A 21,839-nucleotide genomic window follows, 5' to 3' on the forward strand; every position below is an offset into this window, starting at 1 on the left:
GTGTGGGGAGTCGCCCGCGCCCGGCCGGACGCGGTGGGGGCTTCAGACGTTGAACCGGAACTCGACGACGTCGCCGTCCTGCATGACGTAGTCCTTGCCCTCGAGACGGGCCTTGCCCTTCGCACGCGCCTCGACGACCGATCCGGTCGCCACGAGATCGTCGAACGAGATGACCTCGGCCTTGATGAAGCCCTTCTCGAAGTCGGTGTGGATCACGCCCGCCGCCTGCGGGGCCTTCCAGCCCTTGCCGATCGTCCAGGCGCGGGCCTCCTTCGGGCCCGCCGTGAGGTAGGTCTGCAGCCCGAGCGTGTCGAAGCCGATGCGGGCGAGCTGGTCGAGACCGGATTCGTCCTGGCCGGTCGACGCCAGCAGCTCGGCGGCGTCCTCCGGGTCGAGGTCGATCAGCTCGGACTCGATCTTCGCGTCCAGGAACACCGCGTGGGCCGGCGCGACCAGGGCCTCGAGCTCGCCCTTGCGACCGGCATCCGTCAGCACCGCCTCGTCGACGTTGAAGACGAAGATGAACGGCTTCGCCGTCAAGAGGCCCAGCTCCTTGATCGGCGCGAGATCGATGCCCGACGCCGACAGCAGCACGCCGCGCTCGAGGGCGTCCTTCGCCTCGACCGCGGTGGCGAGCACCGACGGGTCGAGCTTGCGGCCCTTGACTTCCTTCTCGTACCGCGCGATCGCGCGGTCGAGCGTCTCGAGGTCGGCGAGCTGCAGCTCGGCGTTGATGGTCTCCATGTCGCTCTTCGGGTTCACCGCGCCCTCGACGTGCACGACGTCGTCGTCGGCGAAGCCGCGGACCACTTGGGCGATAGCGTCCGCCTCCCGGATGTTCGCGAGGAACTTGTTGCCCAGCCCTTCACCCTCCGAAGCGCCGCGCACGATGCCGGCGATGTCGACGAACGACACCGCGGCGGGCAGGATGCGCTCCGAGTGGAAGATCTCCGCGAGCTTGTCGAGTCGCGGGTCGGGCAGGTTGACGACGCCGATGTTGGGCTCGATCGTCGCGAACGGGTAGTTCGCCGCGAGCACCTGGTTCTTGGTCAGGGCGTTGAAGAGGGTCGACTTGCCGACGTTCGGGAGACCGACGATTCCGATGGTGAGAGCCACGGGCATCGAGTCTACGTTGACGCATGCCGCAGGCCCGCGCCGACGCCGCCCCTCACGGGGTCAGTCAGGGTCGACGCGCCACCGCATCAGGACGTTGCCCGACGCCTCCCAGGTGCGGGTCTCGAGGAGCCTCAGCGCCACCGGCGGCCGGGAGTCGAACAGCGGCACGCCGGTTCCGGCGATCAGGGGGAACGTCACGAGATGCAGCTCGTCGACGAGGCCCGCGTGCATCAGGTCGTTCCACAGCACGCGTCCGAGGAGGATCAGGATGCCGCGCCCGTCGCGCCCCTTGAGCGCGGCGACCTCGGCGTGCGCGTCGGAGACGCGCACGATGCGGATGTTCTCGTACGGCGCGATGTCGTCTTCGGTGATGGTGTCGGAGACGACGACCTTCTCGACGCCGAGGATGAGCTCGGCGAACTCACGGCGGATGTCGGTGGCATCCGGGTTCCCCCGCACCCCGCTCCAGTAGCCAAGGTTTCCGAGGGTCGAACGGCGGCCGGCGAGCAGCATGGTGTCGGAGTCCCGCAGCAGCTCGGACGCGTAGTGGTCGAACGAGTCGGCGCCGTGATAGTCGGGATGCCAGTGCTCGAAGAACGAGCCGATGTCGTGGTCGTCGTCCTCGTAGCGGCCGTCGACGGTGACGAAGTTGCAGACGGTGAGGGTGCGCATCCGCTCACCCTAGCGCCGGGCGGCGCGCCCGGGCGAGTGGCCGATGCGCGGCGCCGGCCTCGCGGATCCGAAGCCGTGCGCCGCCTCCTGGCCCGTTGCCCGAGCACCGGCGCGCCGCGATACTGATCCCGTGGACGAGTGCTGTGCGCCGCACGCACCGGACGGATTCGATCGCGAGTTCAACGCCCGGTTCGCGCGCCGCCTCGCGCAGCGGTACCGGCGCGAGGGGCTCACGCCGAGCGCGCAGCTGGTCCTCGAGTTCGCCGACTCGGTGGGTCTCGATGGCGCGTCGGTGCTCGAGATCGGCGGCGGGATCGGCGACATCCAGCTCGAGGCGCTCAAGCGGGGTGCGTCGCACACCACCAACGTCGAGCTCTCGTCCGCGTACGAGCCTGAAGCTGCGCGGCTCCTCGACGAGGCGGGGCTCCGCGCTCGCGTCACGAGGATGCTGGGCGTCGACCTCGCCGGCGCCCCCGAGGGCGTCGAGCCGGCCGACATCGTCGTGCTGCATCGTGTCGTCTGCTGCTACCCGGACTACGAGCGGCTGCTCGGCGCCGCCGCCGGACGCGGAAGGCGCGCCGTGGTGTTCAGCCACCCGACGCACGGTCTCTTCGCCCGCGTGGCGGCTCGCACGATCAACGCCGTGTACGCGCTCACGGGGAATCCCTACCGCGCCTTCGCCCACGCTCCGGATGCGATGGTCGACGTGCTGCGCCGACGCGGCTTCGAACCGCGGTACCGCGGGCGCAGCGGGCCGTGGCACGTCGTCGGCGCGGTGCGCACCTAGCGCGCCTGCGCGTCGACCGTTCGAGCGCCGGGCGGTGCGCGCGCGATGCCTCAGTGACGGATGCCGCGGTACGCGTGCGTGACGTACGGCAGGTCGACGACCTCGGCGCCGGTGGCGTCCGTGATGCGACGCTCGTCGAACAGCACGCTCACCGCGGCGAGGACGGCGCTGCGGTCGGCATCGGACGAGGTGATGACGTAGCTCCGCGAGGCCACCATGTCGAGCATCGCCGCCCGCGTGAGTGAGCGGGTCCAGTGCCACGACCTCGCCTCGAGTCCGTCGAAGGGCTCGGCGACCTGCGGGCCGTCGCCGGACAGCATCTCCTCAGCGTGGCTGCCGTGCATGGCGGCGGTGAGCCGGCGCACCCACGGGTCGGACTCGTCGCGGATGTTCCAGACGAGCCCGAGGACGCCGCCGGCGCGCAGCACGCGCCCGACCTCCGCCGAGGCGGCGACGGGCTCGACCCAGTGCCACGCCTGGCCGAGCAGTACCGCGTCGACGGACGCGTCGGGAAGCGGCATCCGCTCGCCCGTGCCCACGAAGGTCGGGACGCCGTGCACGTGCATGCGCAGCGCGGCGAGCATGTCGGGGTCGGGATCGATCGCGACGACCTCGGCGCCCGCCTCCACGATGGTGCGGGTCAGCTTGCCGGTGCCCGCGCCCACGTCGGCGACGCGAAGTGCCCGGCCGGGCTCGCGCACGGGCGACAGCATCCAGTCCACCGCCTCGCGCGGGTAGTCGGGTCTCCCCGACTCGTAGGCTCCGGCGGCGGACCCGAACGACAGCGACATCTCCTCGCGACTGGCCATGCCCCGACCCTATGACGACGCCCTCGTTCGGCGCGCCTTCCGCGGGTGCGGCCGACGCCGGGTGAGTCTGGGGACGTGCCACTGGATTTCACCGCGATCGACTTCGAGACGGCGAACTCCAGCAACGCCTCCGCTTGTGCGGTCGGTCTCGTGCGGGTGCGCGACGGCCGGATCGTCGAGAAGACGGGCTGGCTCATCCGCCCGCCGGCAGGGCACGACGTGTTCTTCGAGCTGAACGTGCGCATCCACGGGATCCAGCCCGAGGACGTCGCCGACGCCGCCACCTGGACCCAGCAGCTCGCCGACATCGTCGCCTTCGCCGGCGACGACATCCTCGTCGCGCACAACGCGGGCTTCGACATGGCGGTGCTCAAGCGCGCCTGCGACGCGACGGGCGACGACTGCCCCGCCTACCGCTATGCCTGCAGCCTCCAGGTCGCGCGCAAGGTCTACCGGCTCGAGTCGTACCGGCTGCCGTTCGTCGCCGCCGAGGCCGGCTTCGCCGACTTCCCCCACCACAACGCGACCGCAGACGCGCTCGCCTGCGCCCACGTCATGATCGACGCCGCGCACCGGGTGGGCGCGACCGACATCGAAGCCCTCACCGAGGCCGTCGGCGTGCGCGTGTCGCAGATCGCGATAACCGCGGCTCCCGCCATCTCGTTCGCCGTCGCGTAGGCCGCCTCGTCCGCCTCGCCGAGCCCACCGCCGCGCGGCGCGGACGCCATGTCGGAGGCATCCCCCACGCTGGAGACATGGACGCAATCGTGATCGGTGTGGTGGTGATCGCCTGCATCGTCGTCGGCGCCGTGGCGGGGTGGGCGGCAGGACTCGCACGCGGGGCGGCGCGCGCCGCCCGCGAGCAGGCTGATCTCACGGCACGCCTCGCCGGTTCCGAGGCCGCACGACAGGGGGTGCAGGCCCAGCTGGAGCATCAGCAGCTGCTCTACCGCGAGCTCGCGAGCCAGGCCCGCCACGACCAGGCAGCGCGCGAGGAACGCGAACGGCGCGAGCAGTCTGTGCTCCGCGCTCTCGCTCCTGTGCAAGAGACGCTGGCCGCGATGCACACCAAGGTCGACGACCTCGAACGCGATCGGCACCTCCAGTTCGGCACGCTCGCCGAACAGCTCCGGCGTGCGCATGAGTCCGACGAGGCGCTGCGGGCGACCACCGAGTCGCTCGCGAGCGCCTTGCGATCCGGCAGCACGCGCGGCGTCTGGGGCGAGACGCAGCTGCGCCGGGTGGTAGAGGCCGCGGGCCTCACTCGGCACGTCGACTTCGATCTGCAGACATCGATCACCACGGATGCCGGAGCCGGCCGCCCCGACATGGTGATCCGCCTTCCCGGCGACAAGGCCATCGCCGTCGACGCCAAGGTGCCGCTCGACGCGTTCCTCGAGGCGAGTGCGATCCCGCTGACCGCCCAGGGCGCGGAGGCCGCGCGACGCCGCACCCTGCTCGACAAGCACGTCAAGGCGGTGCGCGCCCACGTCGACGCGCTGGCCCGCAAGACCTACTGGGCGGGTCTGTCCTCCAGTCCCGAGTTCGTCGTGTGCTTCCTTCCCAGCGAGTCGCTGCTCGCGGCCGCGCTCGAAGAGGACGCCTCGCTGCTCGACTACGCGTTCGGCAAGCGCGTCGCGCTCGCCTCGCCGGTGAACCTCTGGGCCGTGCTCAAGACCGTCGCATACACGTGGACCCAGCAGGATGTGACGCAGGAGGCCCGGCTGCTCTTCGACCTCGGCAACCAGCTCTACGAGCGGCTCGGGTCGCTCGCCTCGCACGCCGACGACCTGCGCCGCGCGATCGAGCGGACCGTCGACAGCTACAACCGTTTCGCGGGATCGCTCGAGACGCGCGTGCTGGTGAGCGCGCGCAAGTTCCCCGGCATCGACGCGACAAAGCTCGACGCCGTCAGCGAACCGGCGACCATCGACAAGACTCCTCGCCGGCTCACGGCTCCCGAGCTGCTCGACGAGACGCTCGCCGGCATCGACGACGCTCCGCCGAAGCCCGCGGCGACCGCGGAACTGGGCGCGGTGCGCGCGCGCATCGCGACGCCGGACGAATGACGAGCGAGCGACGGCGTCGCCCGCGGCCGTCAGACTCCGCGGCGCAGGCCGCGTGCGGTGGACTCAGGCGCCACCGGGAACGAAGCTCAGCAGCACGATGACGGCGGCGGAGACACCCACGAAGGCGCCGACCATCCACCACGCGCTGATCTCGTGACCTTCGTCACGTCGCACCCGCAGCAGCACATCGGGCCGGCGGGCCGGATCGATCGCGTTGGCGACCACGGCGTGCGCGCCGGTCTGGGGCGACGACGGATCGGCGGACTGCGCAGACATCGTCAACTCCTCGCTTCGGGAACACCGTCGTGTCGCCATCGACACCACAGTCGATTCTGCCAGAGTCCCCTCACGACGGCGGTCACGAAACAGTCACAGGCGCATCATCCGCCGCGTCTGTCACACCGGCACCGTCTGAGGCGTCACAACCACTTCGACACGAGGTGCTCCGACGTGATGCGGCGGAGCGTGCCGGACGCGCCTCGGAGCACGACGCTCTCGGTGTAGACGTAACCGCCTTCGCGACGGACGCCTGCCACCAGGGCACCGTCGGTCACTCCGGTCGCCACGAAGATGGTGTTGCTGCCCTTGACGAGCTCGTCCGCCTCGTAGACGTAGCCGTCGAGCTGCAGGCCGGCGTCGACGCCCCGCTGCTTCTCATCGTCGTCGCGCGGCCAGAGCCGGCCCTGGATGTGCCCGCCGAGCGCCTTGATCGCGCACGCCGTGACGATGCCCTCCGGACTTCCCCCGACACCGACGCACATGTCGGTACGGGCGTTGTGACGGGCGGCGTTGATGCCTCCGGCGACGTCGCCGTCGCTCATGAGACGTGTGCCCGCCCCGGCCTCGCGGATCTCCTCGATGAGGCGCTCGTGGCGCGGGCGGTGCAGCACCGACACGACCAGCTCGTCGACGGGCTTGTCGAGGGCCTTGGCGAGCAGGCGGATGTTCTCGCCGATCGGCAGACGGATGTCCACGACGCCCACACCGGCGGGTCCGGTGACGAGCTTGTCCATGTAGAAGACGCTCGAGGCATCGAGCATGGTGCCGTGATCCGAGACCGCGATCACCGACAGGGCGTTGTTGCGCCCGGCGGCGGTCAGCGAGGTGCCGTCGATCGGGTCGACCGCCACGTCGGCCTGCGGGCCGCGGCCGTTGCCCACGCGCTCGCCGTTGTAGAGCATGGGGGCTTCGTCCTTCTCGCCCTCGCCGATGACGATCGTCCCGTCGAAGTTCACCGTGGTGAAGAAGGCCCGCATCGCATCGACGGCCGCGCCGTCGGCCGCCTCCTTGGCGCCGCGACCGATGAACGGCACCGCGCGGATCGCCGCCGCTTCCGTCGCCCGCACGAGTTCCAGTGCGAGGTTGCGATCGGGGTGGAGGGGACTCATATCCGCGGTAAGGCTGACCATGCGGTCAGCCTAGCCAGCCTCTGGCCCGATTCAGGGGAATTTCACTCAACGGTAAGCGAAGGAATCGCGTTTCTTTCCGATATCGCAGGGACGGATGTTTCCCACCGCACCGGGGGCCGCCGGCATCCGTGCACGAACCGGGGCTTGGGTAGAGTTTGCGTGAGGCCCGCAGGGACCGACAGCCTTGAACCCACACCCCTTCAGACCCGTGAAGATCTAGGAGCACCCATGCCCGTCGCCACCCCGGAACAGTACGCCGAGATGCTGGACCGCGCGAAGGCCGGTGGCTTCGCGTATCCCGCCATCAACGCCGCCAGCTCGCAGTCGGTCAACGCCGTCCTGCAGGGACTCACCGAAGCCGGCTCCGACGGCATCCTGCAGGTGACCACGGGCGGCGCCGACTACTTCGCCGGCCACACCGTGAAGGCCCGCGCGACCGGCGCGCTCGCCTTCGCGGCCTACGTCCACGAGGTCGCCAAGAGCTACCCGATCACCGTCGCCCTCCACACCGACCACTGCCCCAAGCCGGCGCTCGAGGACTTCGTGCTGCCGCTCATCAAGGCCTCGGAGCAGGCGGTCGCCGACGGCGGCAACCCCATCTTCCAGTCCCACATGTGGGACGGCTCGGCGGTGCCGCTGGACGAGAACGTCGAGATCGCGAAGGAGCTCCTCCCCCGCCTCAAGGCGATCAACGCGATCCTCGAGGTCGAGATCGGCGTGGTGGGCGGCGAAGAGGACGGCGTCAAGCACGAGGGCTCGAACGAGGCGCTCTACACGACCACCGCCGACGTCGCGAAGGCCGTCGACGCCCTGGGCCTCGGCGACCAGGGCCGCTGGATCGCCGCCCTCACCTTCGGCAACGTCCACGGCGTCTACAAGCCCGGCAACGTGAAGCTGCGCCCCGAGCTCCTCGGTGAGATCCAGGAGGGCATCGCCGCGCAGTTCGGCACCGGCCCCAAGCCGCTGGACCTCGTCTTCCACGGCGGCAGCGGCTCGACCGACGAAGAGATCGCCACGGCGGTCGCGAACGGCGTCGTGAAGATGAACATCGACACCGACACCCAGTACGCCTTCACCCGCTCCGTCGCCGGCTTCATGTTCAAGAACTACGACGGCGTCCTGAAGGTCGACGGCGAGGTGGGCAACAAGAAGGCCTACGACCCGCGCGCGTGGGGCAAGATCGCCGAGTCGGCGATGGCCGCCCGCGTGGTCGAGGCCACGCAGCAGCTCGGCTCCGCCGGCAAGAGCCTCGCCGCGTAACAGCGTCCGTTCGGGGCCAGGTGCCCGGACACCTCGGATGCCTCGGCACCGGTCCTGCGAAGGACTCGGCGCCGGGGCATCCGTCGTCTCACCGCGTCACCGGTGGCGGCGGCTCAGTCTCCCGGCTCGCCCCGCAGCAGGACACGGCCGTCCGAGACCGCGCGCACCTCGATCGAGGCGATGTCGGCACGGTCGAGGGCGGTTCCGGCATCCAGATGCGCGGTCGTCCCGGGACCCGCTCGCCACGTCGACAGCTCGCTGGCCGTGCCGTCCGTCGACGTGACCACGAGGACGTAAGGCCACTGCTGATCGGCCGTATAGGGGTCATCGGTGGGCGGGTAGTCGCACACCATGGCGATGCGCGTGCCCCACGCGACGTCGGTCAGCTCCACCGTCGCGCTCAGCGGCACGTCGGTGACCGGCTGGAGCGCGACGACATCTTCCGGCACCGCCGCCGGCACGACCGAGGTCGTGACCGCGAAGGCGACCACCACCGCGAGCACCGCCGCGGCGGCGATCCCGCCGCCCCAGGCGAGCATCCTCCGATGGCGCGCGCTGCGCGTGCCCCGGGCCACCATCCGAGCGCGGGCCGCCGGGTCGGGGCCGCTGTCGCCCGGCGGGTCGAGGAGCGACTCGGCGCGGTCCACTCCCACGCGCGCCAGCAGTCCCAGCGCTGGCGCGAGGTCGGCGATCGCGTCGCGGCACAGGCGGCACTCGTCGAGGTGCGCCTCGTACAGCCGGCGGTCGTCCGAGCTGAGCGCGCGCACCATGTACGCGGCATCCCAGTCGGCGAAGCGGACGTGGTCGGTGCTCATCGGGTCACCCCCTTCTCCTGCAGAGTGAGCCGGAGAGCACGCAGCCCGTAGTGCAGGCGCGACTTGACGGTGCCGGGCGGGATGTCGAGCTCGTCCGCCATCTCGGCGACGGAGAGCCCGCGATAGTACGCACGGATCACGACGGCGCGGTGCTCCGTCGTGAGCGCGGCGAGCGCCTCTTCGACGAGGATCGCCTCGAACAGCGCGTCCGTCGCGTCGGGCGCGGCGCGCTCGGGCACCTCGGCGACACCGATCTCACGGCGGCGCCGCGCGCTGCGCGCCTCGTCGATGACGAGGTGACGGGCCACCGTGAACATCCACGAGCGCGTGCTCGAGGGATCCTGCTCGAGGATCCTGGGCGTCCGCCACGCCCGCAGCAGCGTCTCCTGCACGATGTCGTCGGCACCCGCACGATCGCCGGTCAGATGCACGACGTAGCGCCAGACCGGGGCGGCGTGGGCATCGTACAGAGCGGCCAGCCGCTCGGCATCGCGGCCGGCGGCGCTGTCACGACTCTCCACGCTGTCGTGCGGCATCCATCACCTCCCGCAGAAGACACGAGACGTGGCACCCGCAGGTTCAGGTGAGCCGCTACGCCCCCGCCGTCATCACGAGTATGGACCTCCGCCGCGGCATCGCGGCAGACCCAGGGGCCGCGTGAGCTTCCAGGCTCAGCCGCCGGCGCTCTCCACGAGCGCCTGCCACACCGCCGGATCGTTCATCAGCGGAACGGCCATCAGTGCGCCGGAGACGAACGTGAACAGGATGCCGCCCACGAGCGGGATCCACCACGTCAGTCGTCCGCGGCGCACGCTCCACCACGAGACCACGGCGGTCGCACACCATCCGACCGCGAGGACGAGGACGGCGGCGATCCCCCACGCCTTTCCGGCGGCGGGATCCGTGATCTGGACGTCGACGCCCAGCATCGAGAGCAGCGTCTCGGCGTACGCGCCGTAGTCGAGGAAGGCCGGCACCGACGAGATGACGTTCACCAGGCCGTACGCGAGCAGCGCGAACGTCACGATGCGATCCACCGGGCGCGGACCCCGTTCGGCGGGCGCGGGCGATGCGGGGATGCCGGGGGCCGGCGAATCCGTCATGACCGGCGTCGGCGGCTCCTGCTGCCACGGCGCGGGCTCCTGGATGCGGGCGCGCTGTTCCTCGGGCGTGGCGTACTCGCCGAACTGGGGCTTGGGCCGCGACGTGTCCGTACGAGGCGCCGCCGGCGGGTCGGGCTCCGTGTTCGGGGACGCGTCGCTCATGCGCGGCTCCGGCCACCGAGGGCACGGTCGTCGCGCTTGCCGGCGGCATCCGTCCGGAGCTCCTTCGGCAGCGAGAACTGCAGGTCCTCCTCCGCCGTGCGCACCTCCTCGACGTCGCGGTATCCGGCGGCGGCGAGGTCGTCGAGCACCTGCTGGACGAGCACCTCGGGCACCGATGCGCCGCTGGTGACGCCGACCGTCTCGACGCCCTCGAGCCAGGCCTGCTCGACCTCGTCGGCGTAGTCGACGCGGTAGGCGGCCTTGGCTCCGTACTCGAGTGCGACCTCGACCAGCCGCACGCTGTTGGACGAGTTCGCCGAACCGACGACGATCACGAGGTCGGCATCCTTCGCGACCTTCTTGATCGCGACCTGACGGTTCTGCGTGGCGTAGCAGATGTCGTCCGACGGCGGATCCTGCAGCTCCGGGAACCGGGCACGCAGGCGCCGCACGGTCTCCATCGTCTCGTCGACCGAGAGCGTCGTCTGCGACAGCCACACGACCTTCGACGGGTCGCGCACCACGATGGTGTCGGCCTCGTCGGGCGAGTTCACGATCGTGACGTGATCGGGTGCCTCGCCTGCCGTGCCCTCGACCTCCTCGTGGCCGACGTGGCCGATCAGGAGGATCTCGTAGTCGTCGCGGGCGAAGCGCACGGCCTCGCGGTGCACCTTGGTGACGAGCGGGCAGGTGGCGTCGATGGCGCGGAGGCCCCGGTCGGCCGCCGAGTTCACGACGGCGGGCGACACCCCGTGCGCGCTGAACACGACGTGTGCCCCCTCGGGCACCTCGTCGACCTCGTCGACGAAGATCGCACCCGCGGCCTCGAGCTCGGTGACGACATGGATGTTGTGCACGATCTGCTTGCGCACGTAGACGGGGGCGCCGAAGCGTTCCAGCGCCTTCTCCACGGCGATGACGGCGCGGTCCACGCCGGCGCAATAGCCGCGCGGGGAGGCCAGGAGCACCCGCTTCTGTCCGGTGCCGGCGATATCCTTGAGCGGTTCGCGCCGCCGCGGGATGCGCGGGACGGGCATGCTCACAGGGGCCTGACTCGCTCGGGTCTGGCCCGCGGTGCTGATGCTCACCCCTCGATTCTACGGGCGGGCTCCTGAGCGGGGCCTCCGCGAGACCGCCCGCGACGCCCGAGGGTCTGCGGGCGAGAGCAGCCCACCTCGGGCACGAAAGGACCGCATGACGACCTTCCAGCCGGCCGCCGTCCCCGGCGAGCCGCCGCCCGCCGACTCGGTGCGGCCGCGCGACTCCTCGCCGCAGGCGCCGACATCGGTGGCCCGCCTCAACGACACGATCCGCGGATTCGTGCAGACGTGGGGCTCGGTGTGGGTCGAGGGCGAGATCACCGGCTGGAATCAGCGCGGCGGCAACGTGTTCGGGCGTCTGAAGGATCTCGTCACCGATGCCACCATCTCGTTCCGCATCTGGTCGTCCACGCGCGACCGGCTGCCGGGCGACCTCAAGGTCGGCGACCATGTGATCGCCTGCGTCAAAGCCGACTACTTCGTGAAGAACGGAGACTTCGGCTTCGGCGTGTCGGCGATGCGCCACGTCGGGCTCGGCGACCAGCTCGAGCGCCTCGAGCGGCTGCGGGTGCAGCTGCGTTCGGAGGGGCTGTTCGACCCGTCGCGCAAGAAGGCGCTGCCGTTCCTCCCGCGCCTGATCGGCCTCATCACCGGCGAGAACTCGGATGCCGAGAAGGACGTCCACCGCAACGCCGAGCTGCGCTGGCCGCAGGTGCGGTTCCAGACGAAGTACGCCGCCGTCCAGGGCGACCGCTGCGTGCCCGAGACCATCGCGGCACTGAAGGCACTGGATGCCGCGCCCGACGTCGACGTGATCATCATCGCGCGCGGCGGCGGCGATCCGCAGACCCTGCTCGGGTTCAGCGACGAGCGCCTGGTGCGGGCGGTGGCCGCGGCATCCACCCCCGTGGTCAGCGCCATCGGCCACGAGAACGATCACCCGCTCCTGGACGACGTCGCCGACCTCCGTGCCTCCACGCCGACGGACGCCGCGAAGCGCGTCGTCCCCGACGTCGCCGAGCAGCGCGCCATCGTCGGGCAGCTGCGCGCGCGCATGAACACGCGCCTTGCGCAGCGCATCTCGCACGACATCGCCCAGCTCGAGCAGCTTCGGTCGCGACCGGTGCTGCGCGCGCCCGAGACGCTGCTGACCACCCGCGCGCACGAGGTCGAACTGCTCGCCGCGCGCGGGCGGGATCGCGTGGACCGCTCGCTGCAGCTGCACGAACGGCGCACCGCCGAGCTGCGCGCGACCCTCCGCGCCCTGTCGCCCGCGTCGACGCTCGCCCGCGGTTACGCCATCGCGCACCTGACCGACGGCGTCATCGTGCGAGATGCGTCCCAGGCTCCGGCATCCACCCCGGTCGTGGTCACGGTGGGGCGCGGATCGTTCGCCGCGCACTCGGACGGGGAGATCGCCGAACAGCCGTCCGTCGGCGACGGCAGCGCGCCGGCCGACCCCGCGCAGCCCGACCCCTCGGGGCACGGCGCCCCCTCTGCCGCGAACTAAGATGGAGGCCATGACTGAGACGAGCGACGCCCTCGAGGACGTCGCGACCCTCTCGTTCGAGCAGGCGCGGGATGAACTCGTCCGCGTCGTCGCCGAACTCGAGCAGGGTGCTCCGACCCTCGAGCACTCCCTCGCCCTCTGGGAGCGCGGAGAAGCCCTCGCCGCGCGCTGCGAGGAGTGGCTTCTCGGCGCCAAGCGGCGCCTCGAGGCAGCCCGGTCGACGGTCGACCGCGCGGACGGCGAGGAGACGCGATGACACGCGGACCCCGCATCGTCGCCGAGCTCGGCCGCCCCGAGACGCCGGAGGAGACCGCCGACCGCAAGGCGGAGTCGTCGCGCGTCTATCGCTCGAGCCAGAACGTGCGCAACCTCATCGCGGCGCTGCTCGCGACGCTGGCGGTCGTCGTCGTCATCATCTTCGCCGTCCCCCGCGGCACTCCCCCCGAGCGCGAGCCGATCGACGTCGCCGCTGTCGCCGCCGACATCGCGGCGTCGGAAGGCCGCACCGTCATCACGCCCGAGCTGTCGGACGGCTGGGTGGTGAACAACGCGCGCATCGAGGGCAACGGCCCGGTCCGCGCCTTCACGGTCGTCTACGCCCCCGCCGGCGAAGACCAGCGCGGGTTCCTGCGCGTGGCGCAGGGCTTCGACGCCGACGAGTCGTGGGCGGCACGCGTCCTCTCGGGCGCCGCCCCGCAGGACACCGTGACCATCGACGGCATCACGTGGGAGCGCTACGAGCTCGACCCCGATCGCACGGGGAACATCACTGTCGCCCTCGAGACCGACGCCGGCGCCGACACGGTGCTCGTCTACGGCGCGGCGAGCGAAAAGGCACTGGAAGAGACGGCACGTTCCGTCGCCGATCAGATCACCGCACTGCGCGAGGAGGCCGAGTGACCGACCAGCCCACGCCCGCCAAGGCCTGGCAGGAGATGCAGCGCGGCAACGCGCGCTTCGTGGCCGGCGAGCCCCGGCACCCCCGCCAGGACGTCGACACCCGCCACGACCTCGCGGACGGCCAGCGTCCTCGCGCTGCCCTGTTCGGCTGCGCGGATTCGCGCCTCGCGGCCGAGATCATCTTCGACAAGGGCCTCGGCGACCTGTTCGTCGTGCGCAACGCGGGCCAGGTCATCTCCGACTCGGTCGTCGGCAGCCTCGAGTACGCGGTGGCGGTGCTCGAGGTGCCGCTCATCGTGGTACTCGGACACGACGCGTGCGGCGCGGTGCGAGCGGCGATCGACATCACCGATCCCGAGGCCGATCCGCTGCCGCCGCACATCTGGCGCCTGATCTCGCCGATCGTCCCCGCGGTGCGCCGCGTCCAGCGCGCATCCGCCGTCGACGGCGTCTACCCCGCCGAGATCGACGCCGACGAGGTCGGCCGCGAGCACCTCCGCGACACCGTGGGCGAGCTGCTGCACGCGTCCGAGCTCATCAGCACCGCCGTCGCCGAGGGCCGCCTCGCGATCGTCGGCGCCAACTACCGCCTCGCCGAGGGCACCGCGGTCCCCGACGTGATGGTCGGCATCCCCGACCAGGCCTGATCCGGCTTCCCCCCACCCCGTACCGACACGTGAGGAACAACGACGTGACCGACATCGAGTACCGCATCGAGCACGACACCATGGGCGAGGTGCGTGTGCCCAAGAACGCGCTCTACGCCGCCCAGACGCAGCGCGCCGTCGACAACTTCCCGATCTCGGGCGACCGGCTGGAGCCGGCCCAGATCGTGGCGCTCGCACGCATCAAGAAGGCCGCCGCCCTGGCGAACAAGGAGCTCGGCACCCTCGACGGCGCGATCGCCGACGCCATCGCCGGCGCGGCCGACCGCATCATCGCGGGAGAGTTCGCCGACCAGTTCCCGATCGACGTGTACCAGACCGGCAGCGGCACCTCGTCGAACATGAACATGAACGAGGTGCTGGCTACCCTCGCGACGCACGCTCTCGGGGCGACCGTGCACCCGAACGACCACGTCAACGCGTCGCAGTCGTCCAACGACGTGTTCCCCACATCGGTGCACATCGCGGTGACGCAGGAGCTCATCGACGACCTGATCCCGGCCCTCGACCACCTGGCGGTCGCCCTCGAGGCGAAGGCCGAGCTCTGGAAGACCGTCGTCAAGTCCGGCCGCACGCACCTCATGGACGCGACGCCGGTCACCCTGGGTCAGGAGTTCGGCGGCTACGCCCGCCAAATCCGCCTCGGCATCGAGCGCGTGCAGGCCGTCCTCCCCCGCGTCGCCGAAGTGCCCCTCGGCGGCACCGCCGTCGGCACCGGCATCAACACCCCCCTCGGCTTCCCGCAGCGCGTGATCGAGCTCATCGTCGCCGACACCGAGCTGCCGATCACCGAAGCCAAGGACCACTTCGAGGCTCAGGCGAACCGCGACGGCCTCGTCGAGGCATCCGGCGCCCTGCGCACCATCGCGGTGTCGCTCACCAAGATCAACAACGACCTGCGTTGGATGGGCTCCGGTCCGAACACCGGCCTCGGCGAGCTGCACATCCCCGACCTGCAGCCGGGCTCGTCGATCATGCCCGGCAAGGTGAACCCGGTGATCCCCGAGGCGACGCTCATGGTGTGCGCGCGCGTCATCGGCAACGACGCGACCGTCGCGTGGGCGGGAGCGTCCGGCGCCTTCGAGCTGAACGTCGCGATCCCGATCATGGGCAGCGCGGTGCTCGAGTCGATCGAGCTCCTCGCCAACACGTCGCGCGTGCTCGCCGACAAGACCATCGACGGTCTCGAGGCGAACGTGGAGCGCGCCGCGGCGTACGCCGGGATGTCGCCCTCCATCGTGACGCCGCTCAACAAGCTCATCGGCTACGAGGCGGCGGCGAAGATCGCCAAGCACTCGGTGGCGAAGGGCATCACGGTGCGCGAGGCCGTGATCGACCTCGGCTACGTGGAGCGCGGAGAGCTGACTCTCGAGCAGCTGGACGAGAAGCTGGACCTCCTCTCGATGACGCACCCGGGCTGATCCGCCCGCCCCATGCCGCAACCCCTTCGTCGGCGGGATAATCGGGACATGGCCCGAACCCCCCGCCCGGTTCCCGCGCGCGTCAGGATCCTTGCAGCGATCCTCGCCGTCGCGTGCGTCGGCCTGGCGATCGTGGGCAGCGTGACGTTCCTCGTGCAGCGCGAGCAGGCGCTCGCGAGCGTCAACGAGCGTCTCGAGGCCCAGGTGTCGTCGCTGGAGGCGGTGGCGGAAGACACCTCCGCCGACGCACCACCGGGAGGCGCTCCTGAGGCCACGGAGGAACTGGACACCGACGCGTACCAGTCCATCGACGACTATCTGTATGCGGTCGTCGCGCGCCTGGTGCCGGCGCGCAATGAGGCCTCATTGGCGCTGATCGACGGCACGCCTCGGTGGATCCCCTCGACACTCTCGGGCTTCGACATCTCGAAGAATCAGCAGCTCATCGACCGTGTGGTGGCCGACACCGCCGACGGCAGCGTCCAGTCGGGAACGGCGGTCACCGACCAAGGGTCGCTGCGCTACATCGCCATCCCCGTGACGATGCCGGGCGATGCTCGGCAAGGCCTCTACATCCGGGCCATCGACCTCGGCGCCGAAATGCAGCCAGTGACTCTTGCGATGGCGACGTACATCGTCGCGGCGCTCGCCGTGCTCGCCGCGATCGGCGTCGTAGGTTGGTTCGTGACGGGACGCCTGCTCTCCCCGATCCGCCATCTACGCGAAACAGCGAGCGCCATCTCGATCGCCGACCTCTCGCTGCGCCTGAACCCCCACGGCAACGACGACATCTCCGACCTGTCGCGCACCGTCAACTCGATGCTCGACCGACTCGAGGACTCGGTCGACGATCAGCGCCAACTGCTCGACGACGTGCGTCACGAGCTCAAGACGCCCATCACGATCGTGCGCGGTCACCTCGAGCTGATGAACCCGCTGGATGCCGCCGACGTGGCCTCGGCGCGTGACATCGGCATCGCCGAGCTCGACCGCCTGACGCGGCTCGTCGAAGACATCGACCTGCTTGCGACCGCCGAAGCCGACTCGACCACCCTCGCCGCCGTCGACCTCGCGTCGCTGACCGCCCGCGTCGGCGAGCTCGTCGCGGTGATCCCGGGCCACGTCTGGACGATCGAGGCCGTCGCCGACGGCGACACGATCGGCGACCAGGACCGCCTGCTGCAGGCGTGGCTCCAGCTCGCCGACAACGCCGCGAAGTACACGCCCTTGGGCAGCCCGATCGAGATCGGCAGCGCGCGCGACCTCGAGGGCGCGCGGCTGTGGGTGCGCGATCACGGCCCGGGTATCCCGCCGGACGAGCGGACGCGGATCTTCCGGCGCTTCGACCGTGCACACGTCAAGCGTTCCGTCGGCGGCTCGGGCCTCGGCCTTGCGATCGTCGATGCGATCGCCAAGGGACACGGCGGCCATTGCGTCGTGACCGACACGCCCGGAGGCGGGGCGACCTTCACCATCCATCTGCCTCCCACGGAGGTCGAGCTGCCGGTGCCCGTTCGTGCCGGAGACGTCGTACTGCAACGGGAGGCAGCGGGATGACCAGGATCCTCATCGTCGAGGACGAGCCGCGCATCGCGGCGTTCGTCAGCCGCGGGCTCGAAGCCGCCGGCTACGAGACGCTCGTCGTCGAGGACGGCCCCGAGGGACTCGAGGCGGCGCTGCGCGGTGACGCCGATCTCGTGCTGCTGGACGTGGGCCTGCCCACGATGGACGGCTTCGAGGTGCTCCGCGAACTGCGCGCCCGCGGTTCGGCGGTGCCGGTCATCATGCTGACCGCGCGGTCGAGCACTCGTGACACGGTGACCGGGCTGGATGCCGGGGCCAACGACTACGTCCCCAAGCCGTTCACCTTCGAAGAGCTCCTCGCACGCGTCCGTTCCCGGCTGCGCGAGAGTGTCCCGCAGCCCGGCGTGTCCATCTCGCACGGCGACGTGGTGCTGGACATCCTCGCGCGGCGCGCGACCGTCGCCGGACGCGAGATCGATCTGTCCGCACGCGAGTTCTCGCTGGCCGAGCAGTTCCTGCGCAACCCCGGCCGCGTACTCAGCCGCGAGCAGCTGCTGAGCCGCGTGTGGGGGCTGGACTTCGATCCGGGCTCCAACGTCGTCGACGTGTACGTGCGGTATCTGCGCGGAAAGCTCGGGCCGGACCACATCGTCACAGTCCGCGGCGCCGGCTACCGCTGGGAGTGAGGCGGGCGCCGAGCGTCCATGGTCCGCCCGGCTCCCCCACGCACGAAGAAGCCCCCGGTGCTGGGGGACACCGGGGGCTGTGAAAGGCCGGACTGGGGGATCCGGCCGTTATCAGTCGCGCTTGTCTGGGGAGTTGCGCGACTGGTCTTTCTTCGGGCCGTGATCGGCGCCATTGCCGTTCCCGACGTTTCCGCCCGCATGTGCGGGACGATCTGGGCCGTTCGCGGTGCGATCGGCTGAGGACTTCTGCTCCTCCACGGGTGCGACCAGGTTCTGCTGACCGTCGGACTGCGTCTGCACCGGACGCTCGGCCACCTCGGTCTTCTCGGTCTGCCGCTCGCGCTCCAGGCGCGACACCAGCGCGTCGATCCGCGCGGTGGTCCACCCATGCGCGGTCGCCCAGGAGCGGAGCTCCTCCCACGACCCGGCTGCCTTCGCCGCGGCGATGACGGGCTCGATATCGGCGGGCGCGGCGGGCTCGGGCGCGTCAGGCGTGTTCGGGGTCGGCCGCGAGCCGCCCGTCGCAGGCGGCTGATCGACGACCAGCGGTGCGGGTGCTTCCACCACTTCGGCGTCGGCCGGGGGAACCGGGGCCGCCGGGGTGACGGCCGGGGTGGCTGAAGGGGACGCCGAGGGGGCGGTCCCGGAGGGAACGACGACGTGCTCGGAGGCCAAGCTCGTGCCGGGTGAATCGGCCAGCGCCATGGTGTTCGCGAGAGCGACCGCGGTCACGACGGCGATGCTCGCAGCGACGGCGGTGACGCCGCCGATCACGAGCCCCGTGCGTGCTTCCACGTCTCTCCTGCCTCCCATGTGCGCGGATCGAATTCCCCTCCATCCATGGTGACAGACCGATCGCAGCACAAGTGCCAACAGCGATGAGACTCTTCTCATACGCCGACGGCGCCGCCGGCCGGGAATTCGGCATCCCGGCCGACAGCGCCGTCAGTGCAGCTGCGTGGCCTCTAGGCGAGTTCGCCCGCCTCCAGAAGGTCGGTGACGAGGGCGGCGATGGCGGAGCGCTCGGAGCGCACCAGCGTGACATGACCGAACAGCGAGTGCCCCTTCAGCGTCTCGATGACCGAGGCCACGCCGTCGTGACGACCGACGCGGAGATTGTCGCGCTGGCCGACGTCGTGCGTGAGGACGACGCGGGAACCCTGCCCGATCCGGCTCAGGACCGTGAGCAGCACGTTGCGCTCGAGGGACTGCGCCTCGTCCACGATCACGAAGGCGTCATGCAGCGAGCGACCGCGGATGTGCGTGAGCGGCAGCACCTCCAGGAGGCCCCGCTCGATCACCTCGTCGAGCACATTGCCCGACACGACCGACCCGAGGGTGTCGAAGACCGCCTGGCCCCACGGGTTCATCTTCTCCTGCTGGTCACCCGGCAGATACCCGAGCTCCTGCCCGCCGACGGCGAACAGCGGCCGGAACACGATGATCTTGCGCTGCTGCTGTCGCTCCAGCACCGCCTCGAGCGCCGCGCACAGCGCGAGCGCCGACTTGCCGGTGCCGGCTCGCCCGCCCAGCGACACGATGCCCACTTCCGGGTCGAGGAGCAGGTCGATGGCGATGCGCTGCTCGGCCGAGCGCCCGTGCAGTCCGAAGACCTCCCGATCGCCCCGGACCAGGCGGAACTCCCCGTCGCCGATCACGCGCCCGAGCGCGGAGCCGCGCTCGGAGTGGACGATCAGCCCGGTGTTCACCGGGAGTCCCCGCACGTCCTCGCTGACCGCGACCTCGCTCTCGTAGAGATCGCTGATGTCATCGCCCGACACGTCGATCTCGGAGATGCCGGTCCAACCCGAGTCGACGGCCTGCTCCGCGAGGTACTCCTCCGCCGTGATGCCGAGCGACGCCGCCTTGACCCGCATGGGAAGGTCCTTCGAGACGACCGTGACCTCCTGGCCGTCCTGGGCGAGGTTCATCGCAATGGCGAGGATGCGGCTGTCGTTGTCGCCGAGGCGCATGCCCGAGGGCAGGACCGTGGAGTCGGTGTTGTTGAGTTCGACGCGCAGGGTGCCGCCCTGACCGACGGGGACCGGGAAGTCCAGCCTGCCGTGCTCGACGCGCAACTCGTCGAGGTGGCGCAGCGCCTGCCGGGCGAAGTAGCCGATCTCCGGGTCGTGCCGCTTGCCCTCGAGCTCCGTGATCACCACGACGGGGATCACGACGCTGTGCTCGGCGAAACGGAAGAACGCCCGTGGATCGCTCAGCAGCACCGATGTGTCGAGAACATAGGTGCGCAGATCCTGATCGGACTCTGCGACCTGCTCGAGATCCTGACTGCGCTGCTCGTGTGGTGCTCGTGTGGTCACAACCCACTCCCGCCCCGGGTGGTTCACCCGGCAGTCACGAGTCGACCAGGGTACCGAGTCGTAGATCGTGAAGTCGCGATCCGTGAGGCCGACTCGACCGGGCTCCTTGCCCGATGGCCTCACGCTACGACCGCACACCGACATTGGGCACGCCCGACACGCTGGAATCATGTGACGATTCGATGAACGGATGCGGCGATCGGGCGGCCGGCCGCCCGGGGCCTGCCCGACCGACCCGGCGTCAGCTCGAGAAGGGCGTCACCACACCCGCGCGGACGAGAATGCGGCGAGCGCATCGCCGAACAGCCGCAGGGTGTCGGCGCCGGTGCCGACGTGCGGCGCGACGCGGATGCGTCCGGCCCGGGCGGTCACCGTGAGCCCGTGGTTGGCGAGCGACGCGGCGAGCGGCGCGGCGTCCTGCGGTGCGGGTTCGAGTGTGACGATGCCCGCGCGGCGCTCGGGCTCGCGGGGCGTGACCACCGGCACCTCGTAGCGGTCGGCGTGGAACATGACATCGGCCGCGCGCGCCGAGAGCTCCGCTTCGATCCGCGCGACCCCCACGTCGGCGACCTCGCGCAGGGCGGTGGCGAGGCGAGCGGCGGCGAGCGTGTCGGGTCCCGAGACCGAGAAGGCCTGGGCGGAGGCGGACGGCGCCGGCACGGCGTCGACGGGCAGTTCGCCGTCCACGCCGCGGAAGCCCGACAGCACGGGGGCGATGCGCTCGAGCGCACGCTCGCCGAACCAGGAGAAGCCGGTCCCCCGGCCCGCGCGCAGCCACTTGTAGCCGTGGCCGCAGACGACGTCGGCGGCGAGGTAGTCGGCCTCGACCATGCCGAACCCCTGGATCGCGTCGACGATGAGCAGGCGATCGCCGATGACCTCGCGCAGGGCGGAGAGGTCGGTGCGGTAGCCGGTGCGGAAGTCGACGAGGCTGACCGCCACCGCACGGGTGTCGTCCGACAGGGCCGAACGCACCGCATCAGGTGTCATGAACCCGTCGGCGGGTTCCACCCACTGGAGCTGGAGCGAGCCGAACGCCTCCGAGGCGCGTGTGGCGGCGACGGTGAGGCTGGGGAACTCCCCCCGGCCGAGCATGAGCCCTCCGGCCAGGCCGTAGACGGCGTGCATCAGGCCGTACGTGGTGGACGGCTGCAGCACCACCTGCTCGGCATCCGTCCCGATCAGTTCGGCCACGAGCTCCCGGGCCTCGCGCACGTGGTCGGCGACGAGCTCGATGCTCGTGCGCCGGCCCGAGCCGAGCAGCTCGGTGTCACCCTGCGCCTCGCTGCGGACCGCAGGAGAGAGCGGGCCGAAAGCCGCCCAGTCCAGATACCCGGGTTCCCCATCGAACGACGCCAGATAAGAATCCAGATCGGTCACGCCGATCATTCTGGCAGAGCGGCGACCGCCGGTGTGACGCAGTGTTCACCCCCCGAAGCGGCGCTCCCGCGAGGTGAAGTCGCGGATGGCCCGCAGGAAGTCCACCTCGCGGAGGTCCGGCCCCAGCGCCTCGACGAAGGAGAAGCTCCGTGTGGGATAGACGCGGTCGGTCAGCCCCCGAAGCGGCGCT

23 protein-coding genes are annotated in these 21,839 nt (G+C 70.8%); 11 read left to right on the forward strand and 12 right to left on the reverse strand.

Annotation, left to right across the window (positions count from 1 at the left end; genetic code table 11):
* Positions 1 to 42: 42 nt before the first annotated feature.
* Both ychF and VIP82_RS03475 read right to left on the reverse strand, forming a co-directional pair.
* A complete protein-coding gene (gene ychF, locus VIP82_RS03470) occupies positions 43 to 1,116 on the reverse strand; it encodes a redox-regulated ATPase YchF (protein ID WP_331905892.1) in 1,074 nt (357 codons plus the stop codon).
* A gap of 60 nt (positions 1,117 to 1,176) precedes the next feature.
* On the reverse strand, positions 1,177 to 1,788 hold the full coding sequence (locus tag VIP82_RS03475; RefSeq protein WP_331905893.1) for a dihydrofolate reductase family protein: 612 nt from the start codon (positions 1,786 to 1,788) through the stop codon (positions 1,177 to 1,179).
* Between the two features lie 130 nt (positions 1,789 to 1,918).
* Between VIP82_RS03475 and VIP82_RS03480 the strand changes: the two genes are divergently transcribed.
* Complete coding sequence (locus VIP82_RS03480) at positions 1,919 to 2,575, forward strand: class I SAM-dependent methyltransferase (RefSeq protein ID WP_331905894.1); 657 nt, start codon at positions 1,919 to 1,921, stop codon at positions 2,573 to 2,575.
* A gap of 50 nt (positions 2,576 to 2,625) precedes the next feature.
* On the opposite strand, the gene VIP82_RS03485 is transcribed toward VIP82_RS03480, so the two are convergent.
* Complete coding sequence (locus VIP82_RS03485; protein WP_331905895.1) at positions 2,626 to 3,384, reverse strand: class I SAM-dependent methyltransferase; 759 nt, start codon at positions 3,382 to 3,384, stop codon at positions 2,626 to 2,628.
* A 75-nt stretch (positions 3,385 to 3,459) separates the two neighbouring features.
* On the opposite strand from VIP82_RS03485, the gene VIP82_RS03490 reads away from it, so the two are divergent.
* Together VIP82_RS03490 and VIP82_RS03495 are read left to right on the forward strand one after the other, a co-directional pair.
* Positions 3,460 to 4,062 (forward strand): 3'-5' exonuclease, encoded by a 603-nt coding sequence (locus VIP82_RS03490; protein ID WP_331905896.1) that lies wholly within the window; start codon positions 3,460 to 3,462, stop codon positions 4,060 to 4,062.
* Positions 4,063 to 4,139: 77 nt separating this feature from the next.
* A complete protein-coding gene (locus VIP82_RS03495; RefSeq protein WP_331905897.1) occupies positions 4,140 to 5,453 on the forward strand; it encodes a DNA recombination protein RmuC in 1,314 nt (437 codons plus the stop codon).
* Positions 5,454 to 5,516: 63 nt separating this feature from the next.
* Here the strand turns inward: VIP82_RS03495 and VIP82_RS03500 are convergent, their stop codons facing one another.
* Together VIP82_RS03500 and glpX are read right to left on the reverse strand one after the other, a co-directional pair.
* Positions 5,517 to 5,729, reverse strand: coding sequence for a UDP-N-acetylmuramyl pentapeptide phosphotransferase (locus tag VIP82_RS03500; protein ID WP_308869541.1), 213 nt, complete (start codon positions 5,727 to 5,729; stop codon positions 5,517 to 5,519).
* A gap of 143 nt (positions 5,730 to 5,872) precedes the next feature.
* On the reverse strand, positions 5,873 to 6,862 hold the full coding sequence (gene glpX, locus VIP82_RS03505) for a class II fructose-bisphosphatase (RefSeq protein ID WP_331905898.1): 990 nt from the start codon (positions 6,860 to 6,862) through the stop codon (positions 5,873 to 5,875).
* A 228-nt stretch (positions 6,863 to 7,090) separates the two neighbouring features.
* On the opposite strand from glpX, the gene fbaA reads away from it, so the two are divergent.
* Positions 7,091 to 8,122, forward strand: a complete 1,032-nt coding sequence (gene fbaA / locus VIP82_RS03510; protein ID WP_331905899.1) for a class II fructose-bisphosphate aldolase — start codon at positions 7,091 to 7,093, stop codon at positions 8,120 to 8,122.
* A gap of 113 nt (positions 8,123 to 8,235) precedes the next feature.
* On the opposite strand, the gene VIP82_RS03515 is transcribed toward fbaA, so the two are convergent.
* The 4 genes from VIP82_RS03515 to VIP82_RS03530 form a co-directional block, all read right to left on the reverse strand.
* Complete coding sequence (locus VIP82_RS03515) at positions 8,236 to 8,937, reverse strand: hypothetical protein (RefSeq protein WP_331905900.1); 702 nt, start codon at positions 8,935 to 8,937, stop codon at positions 8,236 to 8,238.
* Positions 8,934 to 9,473 (reverse strand): sigma-70 family RNA polymerase sigma factor, encoded by a 540-nt coding sequence (locus VIP82_RS03520; RefSeq protein ID WP_331905901.1) that lies wholly within the window; start codon positions 9,471 to 9,473, stop codon positions 8,934 to 8,936. The genes VIP82_RS03515 and VIP82_RS03520 overlap by 4 nt, the downstream gene beginning before the upstream one ends.
* Positions 9,474 to 9,608: 135 nt before the next feature.
* Positions 9,609 to 10,202 (reverse strand): DUF6264 family protein, encoded by a 594-nt coding sequence (locus VIP82_RS03525; RefSeq protein ID WP_331905902.1) that lies wholly within the window; start codon positions 10,200 to 10,202, stop codon positions 9,609 to 9,611.
* Positions 10,199 to 11,239 (reverse strand): 4-hydroxy-3-methylbut-2-enyl diphosphate reductase, encoded by a 1,041-nt coding sequence (locus VIP82_RS03530; protein ID WP_331905916.1) that lies wholly within the window; start codon positions 11,237 to 11,239, stop codon positions 10,199 to 10,201. The genes VIP82_RS03525 and VIP82_RS03530 overlap by 4 nt, the downstream gene beginning before the upstream one ends.
* A gap of 157 nt (positions 11,240 to 11,396) precedes the next feature.
* Between VIP82_RS03530 and xseA the strand changes: the two genes are divergently transcribed.
* The 7 genes from xseA to VIP82_RS03565 are packed head-to-tail and all read left to right on the forward strand — an operon-like array spanning position 11,397 to position 17,948.
* Positions 11,397 to 12,752, forward strand: coding sequence for an exodeoxyribonuclease VII large subunit (xseA, locus tag VIP82_RS03535; protein ID WP_331905903.1), 1,356 nt, complete (start codon positions 11,397 to 11,399; stop codon positions 12,750 to 12,752).
* A 10-nt stretch (positions 12,753 to 12,762) separates the two neighbouring features.
* The gene (locus tag VIP82_RS03540; protein WP_331905904.1) at positions 12,763 to 13,008 is read left to right on the forward strand and encodes an exodeoxyribonuclease VII small subunit; all 246 of its coding nucleotides are present in this window, start codon (positions 12,763 to 12,765) and stop codon (positions 13,006 to 13,008) included.
* A complete protein-coding gene (locus VIP82_RS03545) occupies positions 13,005 to 13,652 on the forward strand; it encodes a DUF4245 family protein (protein ID WP_331905905.1) in 648 nt (215 codons plus the stop codon). Before VIP82_RS03540 ends, VIP82_RS03545 begins: the two co-directional genes overlap by 4 nt.
* Positions 13,653 to 13,687: 35 nt before the next feature.
* Positions 13,688 to 14,299, forward strand: coding sequence for a carbonic anhydrase (locus tag VIP82_RS03550; RefSeq protein ID WP_404929977.1), 612 nt, complete (start codon positions 13,688 to 13,690; stop codon positions 14,297 to 14,299).
* A 44-nt stretch (positions 14,300 to 14,343) separates the two neighbouring features.
* The gene (locus VIP82_RS03555; RefSeq protein WP_331905907.1) at positions 14,344 to 15,738 is read left to right on the forward strand and encodes a class II fumarate hydratase; all 1,395 of its coding nucleotides are present in this window, start codon (positions 14,344 to 14,346) and stop codon (positions 15,736 to 15,738) included.
* A 48-nt stretch (positions 15,739 to 15,786) separates the two neighbouring features.
* Positions 15,787 to 17,295: a sensor histidine kinase gene (locus tag VIP82_RS03560; RefSeq protein ID WP_331905908.1), complete on the forward strand. Its 1,509-nt coding sequence runs from the start codon at positions 15,787 to 15,789 to the stop codon at positions 17,293 to 17,295.
* The gene (locus VIP82_RS03565; RefSeq protein WP_331905909.1) at positions 17,292 to 17,948 is read left to right on the forward strand and encodes a response regulator transcription factor; all 657 of its coding nucleotides are present in this window, start codon (positions 17,292 to 17,294) and stop codon (positions 17,946 to 17,948) included. Before VIP82_RS03560 ends, VIP82_RS03565 begins: the two co-directional genes overlap by 4 nt.
* Before the next feature lie 111 nt (positions 17,949 to 18,059).
* Here the strand turns inward: VIP82_RS03565 and VIP82_RS03570 are convergent, their stop codons facing one another.
* The 3 genes from VIP82_RS03570 to VIP82_RS03580 all read right to left on the reverse strand — a co-directional run bounded on the left by VIP82_RS03570 (position 18,060) and on the right by VIP82_RS03580 (position 21,658).
* Positions 18,060 to 18,743 (reverse strand): hypothetical protein, encoded by a 684-nt coding sequence (locus tag VIP82_RS03570; RefSeq protein WP_331905910.1) that lies wholly within the window; start codon positions 18,741 to 18,743, stop codon positions 18,060 to 18,062.
* 170 nt (positions 18,744 to 18,913) lie between these two features.
* Positions 18,914 to 20,269 carry an RNA 5'-3' helicase PhoH2 gene (gene phoH2 / locus VIP82_RS03575; protein WP_331905911.1) on the reverse strand — a complete coding sequence of 452 codons (1,356 nt, stop codon included), beginning with the start codon at positions 20,267 to 20,269 and terminating at the stop codon, positions 18,914 to 18,916.
* Between the two features lie 258 nt (positions 20,270 to 20,527).
* Entirely contained in the window at positions 20,528 to 21,658 is a 1,131-nt protein-coding gene (locus tag VIP82_RS03580; protein WP_331905912.1) for an aminotransferase class V-fold PLP-dependent enzyme, read from the reverse strand.
* Positions 21,659 to 21,839: the final 181 nt, after the last annotated feature.

The organism is Microbacterium sp., from assembly GCF_036566905.1.
Taxonomy (GTDB): Bacteria; Actinomycetota; Actinomycetes; order Actinomycetales; family Microbacteriaceae; genus Microbacterium.